Source organism: Emticicia soli (assembly GCF_037860775.1).
In the GTDB taxonomy this organism is placed as follows: domain Bacteria; phylum Bacteroidota; class Bacteroidia; order Cytophagales; family Spirosomataceae; genus Emticicia; species Emticicia soli.
In genome coordinates this window covers 639,401-654,430 of the sequence record NZ_JBBEWC010000001.1, presented here as the reverse complement: position 1 = coordinate 654,430, position 15,030 = coordinate 639,401, and the positions used below count along the sequence as shown (strand labels likewise).

Sequence of the window (15,030 nt, the reverse complement as noted above, 5' to 3'; positions counted from 1 at the left end):
GAAGCACAAAAATACAATAATTATTGAAAGGACTAAATATTTTTTGGAGGTTCCCAAAGTTCTATTTTATTTCCTTCGGGGTCGAGTATCCAACCAAACTTGCCAAACTCTGATTCTTCTATTTCGCCAACTACTTCTACTCCTTCTTCTTTCAGAGCAGCCATTAATTCATGCAGGTTTTCGACCTGATAATTCACCATGAAATCTTTTTTGCCTGGTTCAAAATAAGCAGAATCTTTCTTAAAGGGGCTCCAGGCAGTATGAGTAACATCATCAGGATTATCTTTTCTCCGCCACTCAAATACGCTTCCCCAAGATTCTGACTCAATGCCTAAATGCTTATTATACCAGTCTTTCAAGGCAGCATTATCTTCCGATTTGAAAAAGATACCACCTATACCTATTACACGTTTTTCCATAAACGATAGCGTTTATATAGATTTTACAATAAGATATGATTAAGCGCTACAAATTCTAGAAAGGCTTCGCTCCTCAGAATTTCTTTAAACCAGAAAGTGTAATTATCCGGCTTTTCTGCTACTTCGTCTATAATCTCAGGTACACTAACCCATTTATAAGCCAATACCTCTGCCGGATTTACCTCAAAATCATGGTTGTAGATACCAGTAAAAACATGGTCTATCTCATTTTCGGTAAGGTTGTTCTCGAAACTAGTTTTATATTGGAATTTGAAGAGATAATCCAGTTGGCAGGTAAAACCCATTTCTTCACCCAGACGGCGTTCGGCTGCGGCTTTTATTTCTTCGGCTACATTGGGGTGTCCGCAACAAGTATTTGTCCAAAGCCCGCCAGAGTGATATTTGTTAATCGCCCGTTGGTGAATCAATAACTCATTATTATTATTAAACACTAAAACCGAAAAGGCTCTATGCAACAAGCCTTGCTGGTGTACCCAAAGTTTTCCGCCACTTCCTACCTCTTCGTCCGATTCGTTTACCAGTATTATTTCTGTTGTATCAACACTCATATATTGCTGTTTGCTTAATTATATTTAAAACGCTTGAGTTATCTCAAATGTTTTGGCGATAGCATTTGCCTATTATTTCTCGGCCAGAAGCTTATCTATCAATCGGTTAAAATCGCTTACAAACTCATCATAATAGTGCCCTGTACCCGGCCCCGAAAATCCTGTGTGAATTTCACGCACCTGTCCTTTTTTATCAATAAAAATCGTTGTCGGGAAGCCAATCACTTTGTTGAGCATCGGCAGGGTTTTAGAAGCTTCATCTTTGTTATTGGTTCCGGCAAGCAACACTTCGTAATCCATACCGAAGCGTTCTTTCATGCGTTTGATTTTAGGGAATGCAAATGAGGTATCGGTACTTTTCTCGTAAGATAACCCTACAATTTCAACACCTCTTTCTTTGTTTTTCTTGTACCAAGGTGCCAGGAATTTGCTTTCGTCCATACAATTCGGGCACCAGGAGCCTAGAATCTGAATCACTACTACTTTGCCTTTATAAGCCTCATCGCTGAGTGATATCTTTTTGTTATCAGTATTCGGAAACGAAAAATCAACAGTTTTATAGCCTTCTTTCAGGTAGGTTAGCTTTGTTGCATCCGGAAGCTCTGCGCTATCGTTTTTAGTAGCTGTCCACGATTCAAAACCCGTTGGGCCAGCCCAGAATCCGCCTGCCAGTTTATCGCCGTCAATTTTTGCTTTGAACAGAAAAGCATTAGAGCCATCAAAACATGAAAGTTTCAGACTATCGCCAACAATATCTCCAACCAGAAAACGGTAATCTCCAGTTGTAGTCAGAAAACTACCTTTTACTTGCGTGCCACTGGTCTCAAAAACGCCTACTGATTGAGTAGAATCTTGTTTATCGCCCGAAAGAAACAAAACCTCATATTTGCTGGCTAATGTTGATACAGGAGCATCAGTGGCTTCAGCAAAGCGGTATGTCTTGCCATATTCAGCCTCAAAAGCTGAACTCAGAAAGGTGAAATTTGAGCGCATTTTCTTCCAGTAACCTGTCAATTTATCACCATCTATTTTGGCTACAATTTCAGAATCAAAAATCTCCATCGGAATATGCAATGAGTCATCTTTGATAAACGCCTTATCCATTTTAAGTTTTTCATCACCATTCACTACTACAACAGCATAGCCATCACCCTCTTTTTGTATATCTAAACCAAAAGGTAACTCGCCGCCTGCGGTTTGCACAGTACCCCGCCAAGCACCTGTTTTGAGCTCGGTTGAATTTTTACAAGAAGCTAAAGCAATAAGTGATAGTAGGAGTAGTTTTTTCATGTTTTCTTCGGATATTGATAGCAAAGATAAATATTAGCTGCTATTAGACAACAGCACATCGGGAATCATGTATTATATTTATACCTGTTTCGGTAAAATATATGTATTTTTATTCGTTTATAAGGGTATAAAAACACAAATCAGCGCTTGTATAATTCAGTACTGATAATATTCTTTGATATTAGCTGATAATATGAATTGTTTCTGTTGGTTTTGTGTTATCAGATACTAACAGTTGTTTACTAAATCTACTTTTGTATTTTTCTTAGTTGAAAAATCTCGAAACACACATAGAAGTTTAGAACTATTCTAAATTACTAAAACTGACGAAAATCATAACCTTTCATAACAATCATATAGTTTTCTGACTGTAAATTTGCAGAGAATTACTGAAGGACATGTACGGATACTTTAAAGCAATAACTATTTCTCATAAAAATGCTTCCCTCCAAATCAGGGAGCAAATTGCACTTAATGAAGAGGAATGCAAGAATTTGATGCTAAAAATGCGTGAAACATTTGAGGTTTCAGAAACACTTGTACTCTCTACGTGCAATCGTACTGAGATTTATTATTATTCGGAAAATAACATTAGCGAAGAAATCATTCGCTTATTAGCTAGTTTAAAAGTTCTCAACTCAAACGAGATTCTTCCATATTTTGATTTTATCAACGACCATAACGAGGCTGTAAATTATTTGTTTGAAGTAGCCATTGGGCTTCGCTCGCAAGTAGTAGGTGACTTACAGATTCCGAATCAGGTAAAACACGCCTACCAATGGTCGGCTGATATGCAAATGGCCGGGCCATTCTTACATCGCTTGTTACACACTATTTTCTTTACCAATAAAAGAGTAGTACAAGAAACTGGATTCAGAGACGGAGCTGCGTCTACTTCTTATGCAACTGTTGAAGTACTAGAGAGTTTCTTGCCTTTGCTTGCAAATCCTAAAATTTTAGTAGTTGGCTTAGGCGAAATTGGCGAAGATGTTTGTAGAACTTTGGCTGACAAAAATTATCAGAATATAACTATCACTAACCGTACTGCTGCAAAAGCAGAGGTATTGGCACAAGAGTTAGGTTTTACAGTTTCTGATTTCCAGACAGTTCATGAGCAGATTTTAGAGGCTGACATTGTGATTTCATCGGTACGTGTAGAAGAGCCTCTGATTACAAAACAATCACTTAAGAGAAAATCGCTTGCTGTTAAATATTTAATCGATCTCTCGGTACCTCGTAGTATCAGCCCTGACGTTGAGGAACTTGCAGGTATTGTTTCATACGACTTAGATGAAATCCAACGCCGTGCTAATGAAGCCCTTCAACGCCGTATGGATTCTGTGCCACAAGTACGCAGCATTATTGCCAGTGCTTTGGTTGAGTTTAACAACTGGTCGCAGGAAATGATTGTTTCGCCAACTATTCAGAAACTGAAAGGTGCCTTGGAACAAATCAGAAAAGAAGAAATGGCTCGCTTTGTAAAAGAGTTATCGGCAGAAGAAGCAGAGAAAATGGAAAAAATTACAGCAAGCATGATGCAAAAGGTAATTAAACTACCTGTATTGCAACTAAAAGCAGCTTGTAAACGTGGAGAAGCCGAAACATTGATTGATGTCTTAAACGACTTATTCAATCTTGAAAAACAAGCAGTATAACAATCCTTGCATATATTTTCTTATAGAAAGCCGATGTCATTATCGGCTTTCTTTTTTTGCGTATTGGCTAATACATCCTTCGGTTTTAAAAAATGTGCCTTTGCCCACTATATCAATAAAAGCCCTTGTAAAACGGCTTTTCTGGCGTCTTTACAAGGGCTTATCGGCTTAATATGCTTGAATTTATTATTTCAGCTTTTCTAATTCGCTTTCTACAAATGCCATTAGTTCGGCAATGTATTCTTTCGAGAAATCAAACTTCACATTGGCTGCTTCGTAGATTTTACCAATCGGGGCTGTGTAGCCAAGTCTAAGGGCGTTCAGATAACCGTCGAGTCCTTTTTGCGTATCTTGTTTATAATTACGCCATACGCTAATAGCCCCTAGCTGCGCCATGCCGTATTCGATATAGTAAAATGGCACTTCAAAAACGTGTAACTGGCGTTGCCATACATATTTTTTGAAACGCTCAAAGCCTTTCCAGTTTGTAACCGAATCAGAGAACAATTCATAGATTTTCAACCATGCTTCCTGACGCTCTTCTACGCTGTGCGTAGGGTTTTCGTAAATCCAATGTTGAAATTTATCGATGGTGGCAATCCAGGGCAATACTTCCAGAATATCTTCCAGATGCTCAACTTTTGCACGTTTCAGGTCTTCTTCATCATCAAAAAACACCCCCCAATGCTCCATTGAAATCAACTCCATCGACATCGAAGCCAATTCGGCTACTTCTGATGGTGTGCTTCGGAAACTATTCAAAGGTAAATCTCTGATTTCGAAAGAGTGTATGGCATGTCCACCTTCGTGCACCATCGTAACCACATCACGAAGGCTCGATGTTGCATTCATAAAAATAAAAGGTACACCTATTTCTTCCAACGGATAATTATATCCTCCCGGTGCTTTGCCTACACGAGATTCCACGTCAAAATGACCCATTGTACGCATAATACGGATATAGTTTGCCAAACGGGCATCTATATTTGTGAAACATTGTACAGTTTTATCCAAAAGATTTTCTCCGTCCGAGAACGGTTTCAAAGCAGGTTTGCCGTCCACATCCACCTTCAAATCCCACGGGCGAAGCTCGTCTACTTTTAGCTTTTCTTTTCGTTCTTTTGCCATTTTGTCTACCAAAGGCACAACAGTTTCGGCAACAGCTTCATGAAAATTAAAGCAGTCTTGCGGCGTATAATCAAAACGCCCCATAGCGGCAAACATATAATCTCTGAAATTGGCAAAACCGGCATTTGTAGCAATCTGGTGTCGTAAATCCCTTAACTCATTAAACAAATTGTCAAGTTTTTCATGCTCCAGATAACGGCGTTCCGAAATCTTTGTCCATGCGTCTTCCCTCACAGCTCTATCCGGCGACTGCAACAAATCACCTGCTTTTGGTAAGGTAATTTCCTGACCGTTGATGTTTACAGTCATTGCGGCCGTAATTGCCTGATATTCGGTTTGCTTGGTTTGCACCTGTGTTTCGAGCGGAATATTCTCTTCACGGAAAATCTCTACCGCCTTTTTCATTCCCCGAATCGTAATATCAAAGCCTTTGTCTTCAAGTGCATCTAAATATGGGCTTTCTAAAGCTTTTTTATTCAGTTGGTCGTTATAGGCCGATAATTGTGGTTGAATTTCTTCAACAAAAAACTGATAGTTTTTTTGATTTTCTTCGCTGGCAGTATCACAAGTCATTTTTATATAACGCCATGCCATGTTTTCTGACAAGTATGATTCCAATTCGCTGCGGTCGATAAACCATTGGCGTAAATCCTGCACATTGTTGATAGAGCGACTAACCAGATTTTCGTATAAAGGCTGAACTTCTTTCCATGAGGTCAGCGAAAATTCTTCTCCTATAAACTTACGGGCTTTTCTCTGAGGGATTAATATTTCTTCCATAATTCTGTTTTTCTGTTCTTTAAAGATGGCACAAATATATGCCATTCTGCAAACGCTATAGCTAATAAATTAATTTAAATAACAATTAGTTGCCCATAAAGATTCGGATGTCGATGCTATCTAGCGTTTTGCCTAATTTTTCACTTTTTTATGCGTAGTTTTTTTCATTTTTCAATACTTTCGTAAAAAATCTATTAAACTATGAACAAAAAACCCTTCCTGTTAATTGTTACGCTTATTGCCCTTACTATTGCCTGCCATAAAACATTAACACACACACCAATTGGTGAAAAATTCACGCTTAACTATGAAGCTAATCGCTTTGAGAAAGAAATAGAAGCTTTCGAAAAAGCTGATGCGGCCATTGGTTTAGATAAACTGCAAGGCCAGATTGTGTTTTATGGTAGCTCGAGCATTCGTTTATGGAAAAGCCTGGCCGAAGATTTTGCGCCACTGCCGGTGATTAATCATGGTTTTGGCGGCTCTACATTTCCTGAGATGACTCATTATGCCGAACGTATGTTAGTGCCTTATAATCCTAAAATGATAGTATTATATTGCGAAAACGACCTTTTTTCGGGCAAAGACAAATCACCTGAGCAAGTTTTTGATGCCTTTGCAGAATTAGCCACATTGATTCAGAATAAACTACCTAAAACAAAGGTTTATTATATTTCGATGAAGCCATCTATTTCGAGAAAAGATAAATGGAACCTTACGACCAAAGCCGATGGTTTGATAAAAGACTATATAGAAAAGCATAAAAACTTTAGTTTTCTTGACATCAGGCCAGTAATGTATCGCCCGAATGGTACAGTAAACGGAGAGTATTTTATCAAAGACAGTTTACACATGACCCCAAAAGGCTATGCACAATGGACATCGGTAGTAAGACCTGTTTTGCTTAAAGATTATAAATAATAATTTTAAATCTACTCTATATTCAACCTCTATTCAACATGAAAAAAAGCCTGCTTATACTGGCTCTTAGCCTTTTAACAACCCTCACATTTGCCCAACCAACCGAAAAACTGATAAAGGTAATTGTTGCGCCCGAACACGAAGACTGGACTTATAAAGTCGGTGAACCTGTAAAGTTTTCAGTGATGGTTTTGAAATACGGCAATCCGCTGAAAAACGTTAAAATCACATATCAGATTGGGCCTGAGAAGTTTGAAACCAAGAAAGACAGTACCGTTCTGAAAGATGGTGTAATAAAACTAGATGGCGGCACAATGAACACCGCCGGATTTTTGAGATGTACCGTAATAGCCAAAGTAGATGGCAAAGAATATAGAAACTTAGCAACGGCTGCTTTTGAGCCAGAGAAGATTCAGCCTGCGGTTGAGCTGCCGAATGATTTTGTGCAATTCTGGGATAAAGCCAAAGCCGATTTAGCAAAATTGCCGATAGATGCACAAATGACTCTTTTGCCTGAGCGCTGCACTGAAACCGTAAATGTGTATCATGTAAACTTGCAGAATTACCGTGAGAATGGTAATGTGCGACTATATGGTATTTTATGCGTACCTAAAAAAGAAGGAAAATATCCAGCCTTACTACGCGTACCCGGTGCTGGTGTGCGCCCTTATGGTGGCGACATAAAGACAGCCGAAAAAGGAATTATTACACTTGAGATTGGTATTCATGGTGTTCCGGTTACGATGGAGCCTTATGTATACGCCAATTTAGGCGCAGGCCCGCTGAATGCCTATTGGTCTTATAACCTTGATAACAGAGACCTGTATTACTACAAACGTGTGTATCTGGGTTGTGTAAGAGCGAACGATTTTCTGGTGAGTCTGCCACAATATGATGGTAAAAATCTTGCAGTTACAGGCGGTAGCCAGGGTGGTGCCTTATCAATTGTTACTGCTGCACTTGACCCACGTGTAAAATGGTCGGCGCCGATTTATCCTGCATTATCAGATATGGTTGGGTACTTGAAAGGCCGTGCAGGTGGTTGGCCTCATATTTTTGATAAAAACAGCCCTCATAATAACACCGAAGCCAAAATCAAAACAGCTGCCTATTATGATGTAGTAAACTTTGCCAAGCAACTAAAAACACCTTGTTTTTACTCAATGGGTTTTAACGACGAAACTTGTCCGCCAACATCTATGTGGGCAGTGTATAACGTGATTAGCTCACAAAAGACCTTGAAACTATATCAAGAAACAGGACACTGGACTTTTCCGGAAGAAAACGAGACTGTTATGAACTGGTTATTTGATAAATTATTAGTTAACAAATGAGATTCAACGCATTTCCTGTTGTTAGATACCTACTGTGTTTAATTGCAGGAATACTGGCATATTTTCAGACGCACTATTTCCATACAGCTTTTTATTATGTAAGCATAGGGCTACTTTTAGCCCTTTTGCTTAGCATCTTTTTCAAAAATGCCTTAATCAGAGGTATTTCGGCCTGTTTAGTATTATTTGTATCAGGTTGGATTCTTACCTATCATAAAACGCCAGTTAACTCTCCTCACCATTTCACCAATCTAGGGAAATTCGATTATTATCAGTCAGTAGTTATAGCCAATGCCGAAGTTAAGGCCAAAACTTATAAAGTTGAGGCCGAAATACAGCAGGTCAAAACTTCAGACAGATGGCAGAAGGCAACAGGAAAAATTCTGCTTTATTTCAATCGGGACGAGGCTACGAAGCCAAAATATGGCGATGTCTTTCTGATAAAAAATATGCCTCAGGAGATAAGCCCACCTAAAAACCCCGAAGAATTTGACTACAGGCAGTTTTTGCACAACAAGGGAATTTATGCTAATCAGTTTTTGTGGCAAAAAGAATATCTGCAAATAGGCCATCAAGTACCGTCAAGCATACTTGAAATGGCCTATAGTGCCAATTTATATGCCGACAGTGTATTTAAAGCACATTTATCATCAGTACACGACTACGCCGTTACCAATGCAATGGTAGTAGGCACAAGAGATGCGATTGATAATGACTTATTGAGTGCTTATTCAGCTTCAGGGGCTATTCATGTATTATCGGTATCGGGTATGCATGTGGGTATTTTGATGATAGTTCTGGGCTTTGCATTACAAAAGATAAAAATCGGCTTCAAATATGGCAATTGGATTTTTGCCATTATAGTATTGATTCTTATCTGGACTTATGCTGTTTTTACGGGTTTGTCGTCAACTGTATTACGAGCAACAGTTATGTTTTCTTTCGTACTGATTGCCAAAACCATTAATCGGCGGCACAATATCTATAATATACTTGCAGTTTCGGCTTTGCTATTGCTTTGTTATAATCCGTATTGGTTGGTCGATATAGGCTTTCAGTTATCTTATCTGGCTATTATTGGTATTGTGTATCTGCATCCTTATTTGAATCAACTAATTAACCCAACCAATCCGATTATTAGATGGGTCTGGGAGGGCACGGTGGTTTGCTTTGCGGCACAATTGTTTACTACGCCCCTAAGCATTTATTACTTCCATCAGTTTCCAAGCTATTTTCTTATAGCCAACCCTTTTGTGGCGGTGTTTTCTTTTGCTATTCTGCCAGTGGGTTTGTTGTTGCTTATTTGTGCTTCTGTTCCGATGATCGCGACTGTATTGGCATTCATCCTGGAGTGGTCGTGTTTTTTATTAAATGAAACTATCTTTATTATTGAGAAAATGCCTTTGTCAACCCTGAAAGGTTTTTCTATATCATTACCCGAATTACTGGCTTGGTATGGTACTATCTTTTTAGTGATTGCATTTTTCCGCCATTCCGAATTGAAATACCTGCGATTTTCGGCATTAGTAATTATCGGTTTGGCTATGGTAAATTTCTATGAAGATTACCAACAAAGTCGGCAGAAAGAACTCGTATTTCATTATATTCCAAAACAGACCGGAATCAGTATAGTTGATGGCAAATCTGTTGCTTTTATTGCTGATTCAGTAGTAGCAAACAACCCAAAACTTTATAATTTTCACCTTAAAAACTATTATGATAAACAGGGTGTTACTAAGAAGAACCTATTAACTAATAAGCAAGGAATGACCTTTCTGGAGTTTGAAGGCGCAAAAATTGTGTGGCTTCAAAAGTCATTTAAGGGCAAGTTACAAGGGCAGTCCAATTATGTTTTATTATCAAACAATGCCATCAGAAATCTGGCGAACTCTTTTAGCGGCTTTCAAACCGAACTGATTATTGTAGATGATTCGAACAAACGGTATCTGGTAGAGAAACTCAAACAACAGGCCGATAGTTTACATATAAAATTGATAGCGTTGCAAGATACGGGTGCGTATGTAATTTCGAGGAATTAGGCATCCTTACGTATAAATATTCAGCCTATAAAATTTACACATCATGAGATTTAAACTTTTTACCATTCCTTTATTTGTCATTAACATCTCTCTTTCCTGCTTTGCACAAGAGGCTGATACAAGCGCTACCAAGCAGCTAAGTGAGGTAATTGTGCGAGGTTTTGAAACCGAAAGGAAACTGACCGAAACTGCGGCTTCGGTGGGTGTACTCACCATAAAAGACATTGAAAGATTTCAGAATACAACCTTAGTACCTGTTTTCAATACATTACCGGGTGTTCGTATGGAAGAACGCTCTCCGGGGAGTTATCGACTTTCTATCAGAGGTAGCTCTATTCGCTCGCCTTTTGGTGTGCGCAATGTAAAAATTTACTGGAACGATATTCCACTTACCGATGGCAATGGTAATACTTTTTTGAATGCCATTGACATGAATACTGTTGGCAATATTGAGGTAATAAAAGGCCCTGCCGGAAGTATTTATGGTGCCGGAACGGGGGGCGTATTATTACTTGGCGGCAATAAGGCCGACGCCTCACGAAACGCTAAAGAAAAACCCAGAAGCTATATTAATACTTCATTAGGTTGGGGAAGTTTCGGGCTTCAAAATCGTGCTATTTCATGGAATCTGGCTACCGAGAAGATTAATTCGGTAGTAAGCTATGCCCATGTACAGTCTGACGGTTATCGTGAACACAGCGCACTGGTAAGAGATGTATTAAGCTGGCGCTCAAACTTCTTTGTGTCTACCCGCAAAACTCTTAATGTATCGGCCTTATACTCAGATATGAAATACCAGACTCCGGGCGGGCTTACACAAGCACAAATGGACTTGAATCCTCGCTCAGCCCGACAACCAACAGCCACTATTCCGGGGCCAATTCAGCAAAAAGCAGGTATTTATCAGAAAGTATTTAATTTAGGTCTTTCGCAAGAATACCGTTTTAACGAACACTGGACAAATGTTACGGCATTGTATGGTATGATTTCGGAGCTACAAAACCCATTTATTACAAACTATGAAATTCGTAACGAACAGACTTTCGGTGGACGTACCCGTACTACCTATGCATTTCGCACGGGTAACTTAGCTAACAGATTAACCGTAGGTGGAGAGTTTCAGAAATCGGCTTGGGTAATACGTAACTTTGGTAACAGGGGTGGTAAAATAGACACCTTGCAAACCAACGACAATGTGGGTTCATTGAGTTATTTTGCATTTACCCAATTAGAAACCGATTTGCCACAAGATTTTATTCTGACACTCGGTGCAAGTTATAACAAAGTGAAGTATGATTTTGTGAGGCTTTCTGATGCGCCAAATATCAAGCCTATCGATAATTTTTTACCTGCTGCATTCTTGCCACGAGTGGCTTTATTGAAAAAGATAAAAGATAAAGTAGCCATTTTTGCGAGTGTAAGCAGCGGTTTCTCGCCGCCTTTGGTAAGTGAATTTATAGCAGGCTATCAGAATACCAGCTTCTTACCAACACTTGACTCTGAGAAAGGCACCAACTATGAGATAGGCACAAGAGGGTATTTGTTTAACCGACGCTTATCTTTTGATGTTACGGCTTATTCGTTCCGCTTACAGAATACTATTGTAAGGCGTGTAGACGAAGCAGGAAGAGAATATTTTACCAATGCCGGGGGCACGCTACAAAATGGCTTGGAAGTACTTTTAAACGGCTGGTTGGTACGCAATACCGAAGCCAAGGCAATTCAGGAAGTGCGCCTTTTCACGAGCTTCACATTAGCCGATTATCAGTTTAAAAATTATAAACAAGTGCAAACCGATTTATCAGGCAAAAGTCTGACGGGTGTTCCGCAAAATGTGTGGGTATCTGGGCTTGACATTAACAGCAAACCCGGCTTTTATCTAAACTCAACTATCAACTTTACCGACCGCCTGCCATTGAACGATGCCAATACCGTTTATGCCAATAGTTATTGGTTGCTCAATGCACGTGTGGGTTATCAGAAAAGCTTTAAACCATTGGCCTTAAATATTTATTTTGGCGGAGATAATCTGCTTAACCAGTTATATAGCCTCGGCAATGACTTGAATCCTGTAGGGAATCGCTTCTTTAACCCCGCCCCTACCCGAAACTGGCAAGTCGGTGGAAATGTAAAAATATATCTATAAATTAAAAACGGGCTGCTAGCAGCCCGTTTTTAATTTATTTACTCGCCTTTATCATTTTCAGACAAACCGGCATTGATACTTTTATTTCTTTTCCTGTTGGTGTTAATGTGCCCTTTTGAACATCTCGCTTAAACAGCACAATATTATCACTATCCTGATTCGCTACCAATACCCATTTGCCGCTTGGGTCAATCATAAAGTTACGAGGGGTTTTACCCTCAACCGATTGATTGGTAATATAAGTAAGCTTACCTGTTTTCTGGTCGATGCTGTATACAACCACATGATCGTAAAAACGATTAGAACCATACAAAAACTTTCCATCAGCCGAAATATGAATATCGGCACAAGAATTATTGCCTTTGTAGTCGGGTGGTAGAGTAGAAATCGTCTGAATTTCTGTCAAACTACCTTTAGCATAATTATAAGCCGTTACGGTTGCATTCAATTCCTGAATTACATAAGCCCATTTGCCATTAGGGTGAATGGTAAAATGTCTAGGCCCTGCGCCATCAGCCGTTTTTGTGGCGGCCGGTGTTCCGGCAGTTAATTGCCCTGTTTTGGCATCAAGTTTATAAGTTACAATCTTATCAATGCCTAAATCCGGTACAAATACGTCGGTATTGTTAGGCGCAATGTTTACCGAGTGTACGTGTGGTTTTTCCTGACGGCTGGCATTTACGCTTTTTCCTTCATGCTTAATGGTTTGTGTCGGCGCTGCAAGCGAACCATCTTTTTCGATAGGCAAAATGCTCAGGCTTCCACCGCCATAGTTACCAACCAATACCCATTTACCCGTTTTATCAACCGAGATATGACATGGCCCATCGCCACCAGCCGATTGCGTATTGATTTTTGTAAGTTTACCTGTTTTATTATCAAAGGCATAAGCATTTACCGAACCTCCCTGAGTTTCACCTACAGTGTAAACAAACTTCTGATTAGGTGCAACAGCCAGAAATGTAGGATTCTTGAGTCCGTTGGTATTATCTATTACTGCCGAGAAATTGCCGGTTTGGGTATTAAACTTGTAAACATATACACCTTCGCTTCCTTTGTTTGTATATGTACCAACTAACATATAGTAATCTCCTTCTTGTGAATAACCACTAAATGAAATCAATAAGAACAAAGACAAGCAATACAGACAAATATTTTTGAAGGTCATAATTGAAAATAGGTTGAAGAGTTTGAATATAAAATCTGCCAAATATAGATACTTTTTAGGTTTTTTGTTTATTTGCATCTTTCAAATAAAGATATGCAAAACCTAATAATTACCACCGTACAAAGCGAGGCCGATGTAAGAGGCATTCTGGCACTTCAACAAAAAAACTTAAAAAAAAACCTCACGCCCGAACAAATCGAAAGCCAGGGATTTGTAACCGTTGAGCATAAGTTCTCTGTTTTAAAAGCCATGAACGAGGCGCAACCAAGTGTAATTGCCAAAGACGGCGAACAGGTTGTAGGCTATTGTTTAGCTATGTTGCCTGAATTCAGAAACGATGTGCCTGAAATCATGAGCCTTTTTGATACTATCGACGAGATTGAGCTCGAAGGTCGTCCGCTAAAAGAGTTTAATTATGTAGTAATGGGGCAGGTTTGTGTAGGTGATGGATACAGAAGTATCGGGCTTTTTGATGGTATGTATCAACAACTGCGTAAGGAACTATCTGATAAGTTTGATATGTGTATTACTGATATTTCGTCAAGAAATGTTCGTTCCCAAAAAGCACACGCACGTATTGGTTTTCAGAATATCAAAGATTTTTATGATGCCCAACTGAATGAAACCTGGCGGGTAGTTATGTGGGATTGGCGTTGGTAATGTAAGCAATAATCAGATTGTCGGGGTGCTGAAACCATCGTAATTTTGATATACCAAACAATCAGAAAGATGGAAACTATCGAAAATCAGGAAGTAATAGATTATAACAGAATAGAGAAAGCGATTCATTTTATTGAGCAGAATTTTCAGCAACAGCCAAGCCTGAAAGAGATTGCCGACCACGTAGCTTTATCAGAGTTTCATTTCAACAGGCTTTTTAGCAAATGGGCAGGTACTAGCCCGCAGAGGTTTATGCGTTTCCTGACCAAAGAATTTGCAAAAGAAAAGCTAGCCCAAAGTGATAATTTACTCGACGCTACTTTTGAAGCAGGTTTATCAAGCACCAGCCGCCTGCACGATTTATTTGTAAGCTACGAGGCCATGACACCTGCCGAATTTAAAGCCAAAGGCGAAGGACTTACAATTCATTATGGTATTCATGAAACACCCTTCGGTGAATGTCTGATTGCTGTAACTGATAGGGGCATTACAGATTTACGTTTTCTTGAAAATGAAGCTAAAGAAGAGGTAATAAAACAACTCGAAGAAGATTTTGCTAAAGCTGAAATCATTTTCGATAATAGTTTTACAAAACCTTATATAGAGCAAATTTTCTATGAGGCCGAAAACTCAGATACTCCTATCACGCTCTTGTTGCGAGGCACTAATTTTCAGATAAAAGTCTGGGAAGCCTTATTGAAGATTCCGTTCGGACAAATGGTAAGTTATGATAAAATTGCACAAGTCATAGGTAAACCAAGTGCCCACAGAGCCGTGGGAACAGCTATTGGTAGTAACCGCTTAGGCTATATTATTCCATGCCACAGAGTATTGCAGAAAGTAGGCGGTATTGGCGGGTATCGCTGGGGAACAGCACGTAAAAAAGCCATTCTGGGCTGGGAAATGGCCAGAGCCTGAAAG

12 protein-coding genes are annotated in these 15,030 nt (G+C 39.3%); 7 read left to right on the top strand and 5 right to left on the bottom strand.

Annotation, left to right across the window (positions count from 1 at the left end; genetic code table 11):
• Nucleotides 1–32: 32 nt before the first annotated feature.
• The 3 genes from WAE64_RS02710 to WAE64_RS02700 form a co-directional block, all read right to left on the bottom strand.
• Entirely contained in the window at nucleotides 33–419 is a 387-nt protein-coding gene (locus WAE64_RS02710; RefSeq protein ID WP_340234273.1) for a VOC family protein, read from the bottom strand.
• Nucleotides 420–442: 23 nt separating this feature from the next.
• Complete coding sequence (gene idi, locus WAE64_RS02705) at nucleotides 443–988, bottom strand: isopentenyl-diphosphate Delta-isomerase (RefSeq protein ID WP_340234271.1); 546 nt, start codon at nucleotides 986–988, stop codon at nucleotides 443–445.
• A 72-nt stretch (nucleotides 989–1,060) separates the two neighbouring features.
• A complete protein-coding gene (locus WAE64_RS02700; protein ID WP_340234269.1) occupies nucleotides 1,061–2,278 on the bottom strand; it encodes a peroxiredoxin family protein in 1,218 nt (405 codons plus the stop codon).
• A gap of 398 nt (nucleotides 2,279–2,676) precedes the next feature.
• Here WAE64_RS02700 and hemA point away from each other — a divergent pair, with 398 nt between their 5' ends.
• Nucleotides 2,677–3,933 carry a glutamyl-tRNA reductase gene (hemA, locus tag WAE64_RS02695; protein WP_340234267.1) on the top strand — a complete coding sequence of 419 codons (1,257 nt, stop codon included), beginning with the start codon at nucleotides 2,677–2,679 and terminating at the stop codon, nucleotides 3,931–3,933.
• Between the two features lie 186 nt (nucleotides 3,934–4,119).
• Here hemA and WAE64_RS02690 read toward each other — a convergent pair whose 3' ends face one another.
• Nucleotides 4,120–5,841, bottom strand: coding sequence for a M3 family oligoendopeptidase (locus tag WAE64_RS02690; protein WP_340234265.1), 1,722 nt, complete (start codon nucleotides 5,839–5,841; stop codon nucleotides 4,120–4,122).
• 201 nt (nucleotides 5,842–6,042) lie between these two features.
• Between WAE64_RS02690 and WAE64_RS02685 the strand changes: the two genes are divergently transcribed.
• Genes WAE64_RS02685 through WAE64_RS02670 form a run of 4 tightly spaced genes read left to right on the top strand, consistent with a single transcriptional unit; the run spans nucleotide 6,043 to nucleotide 12,281 of the window.
• Nucleotides 6,043–6,762 (top strand): GDSL-type esterase/lipase family protein, encoded by a 720-nt coding sequence (locus WAE64_RS02685; protein ID WP_340234261.1) that lies wholly within the window; start codon nucleotides 6,043–6,045, stop codon nucleotides 6,760–6,762.
• A gap of 38 nt (nucleotides 6,763–6,800) precedes the next feature.
• A complete protein-coding gene (locus tag WAE64_RS02680) occupies nucleotides 6,801–8,096 on the top strand; it encodes an acetylxylan esterase (RefSeq protein WP_340234258.1) in 1,296 nt (431 codons plus the stop codon).
• The gene (locus WAE64_RS02675; protein WP_340234256.1) at nucleotides 8,093–10,135 is read left to right on the top strand and encodes a ComEC/Rec2 family competence protein; all 2,043 of its coding nucleotides are present in this window, start codon (nucleotides 8,093–8,095) and stop codon (nucleotides 10,133–10,135) included. The genes WAE64_RS02680 and WAE64_RS02675 overlap by 4 nt, the downstream gene beginning before the upstream one ends.
• A 43-nt stretch (nucleotides 10,136–10,178) precedes the next feature.
• Entirely contained in the window at nucleotides 10,179–12,281 is a 2,103-nt protein-coding gene (locus tag WAE64_RS02670; RefSeq protein ID WP_340234254.1) for a TonB-dependent receptor, read from the top strand.
• Nucleotides 12,282–12,315: 34 nt separating this feature from the next.
• Here the strand turns inward: WAE64_RS02670 and WAE64_RS02665 are convergent, their stop codons facing one another.
• On the bottom strand, nucleotides 12,316–13,449 hold the full coding sequence (locus WAE64_RS02665) for a lactonase family protein (RefSeq protein WP_340234252.1): 1,134 nt from the start codon (nucleotides 13,447–13,449) through the stop codon (nucleotides 12,316–12,318).
• Nucleotides 13,450–13,542: 93 nt separating this feature from the next.
• On the opposite strand from WAE64_RS02665, the gene WAE64_RS02660 reads away from it, so the two are divergent.
• Both WAE64_RS02660 and WAE64_RS02655 read left to right on the top strand, forming a co-directional pair.
• The gene (locus tag WAE64_RS02660; protein ID WP_340234250.1) at nucleotides 13,543–14,109 is read left to right on the top strand and encodes a GNAT family N-acetyltransferase; all 567 of its coding nucleotides are present in this window, start codon (nucleotides 13,543–13,545) and stop codon (nucleotides 14,107–14,109) included.
• Between the two features lie 69 nt (nucleotides 14,110–14,178).
• Nucleotides 14,179–15,027: a bifunctional transcriptional activator/DNA repair enzyme AdaA gene (locus WAE64_RS02655; RefSeq protein WP_340234249.1), complete on the top strand. Its 849-nt coding sequence runs from the start codon at nucleotides 14,179–14,181 to the stop codon at nucleotides 15,025–15,027.
• Nucleotides 15,028–15,030: the final 3 nt, after the last annotated feature.

Bases quoted from the DNA above. Each gene is read 5' to 3' on its own strand.
- WAE64_RS02710 (WP_340234273.1), bottom strand. From the start codon at position 419: ATGGAAAAACGTGTAATAGGTATAGGTGGTATCTTTTTCAAATCGGAA.
- idi (WP_340234271.1), bottom strand. From the start codon at position 988: ATGAGTGTTGATACAACAGAAATAATACTGGTAAACGAATCGGACGAA.
- WAE64_RS02700 (WP_340234269.1), bottom strand. From the start codon at position 2,278: ATGAAAAAACTACTCCTACTATCACTTATTGCTTTAGCTTCTTGTAAA.
- hemA (WP_340234267.1), top strand. From the start codon at position 2,677: ATGTACGGATACTTTAAAGCAATAACTATTTCTCATAAAAATGCTTCC.
- WAE64_RS02690 (WP_340234265.1), bottom strand. From the start codon at position 5,841: ATGGAAGAAATATTAATCCCTCAGAGAAAAGCCCGTAAGTTTATAGGA.
- WAE64_RS02685 (WP_340234261.1), top strand. From the start codon at position 6,043: ATGAACAAAAAACCCTTCCTGTTAATTGTTACGCTTATTGCCCTTACT.
- WAE64_RS02680 (WP_340234258.1), top strand. From the start codon at position 6,801: ATGAAAAAAAGCCTGCTTATACTGGCTCTTAGCCTTTTAACAACCCTC.
- WAE64_RS02675 (WP_340234256.1), top strand. From the start codon at position 8,093: ATGAGATTCAACGCATTTCCTGTTGTTAGATACCTACTGTGTTTAATT.
- WAE64_RS02670 (WP_340234254.1), top strand. From the start codon at position 10,179: ATGAGATTTAAACTTTTTACCATTCCTTTATTTGTCATTAACATCTCT.
- WAE64_RS02665 (WP_340234252.1), bottom strand. From the start codon at position 13,449: ATGACCTTCAAAAATATTTGTCTGTATTGCTTGTCTTTGTTCTTATTG.
- WAE64_RS02660 (WP_340234250.1), top strand. From the start codon at position 13,543: ATGCAAAACCTAATAATTACCACCGTACAAAGCGAGGCCGATGTAAGA.
- WAE64_RS02655 (WP_340234249.1), top strand. From the start codon at position 14,179: ATGGAAACTATCGAAAATCAGGAAGTAATAGATTATAACAGAATAGAG.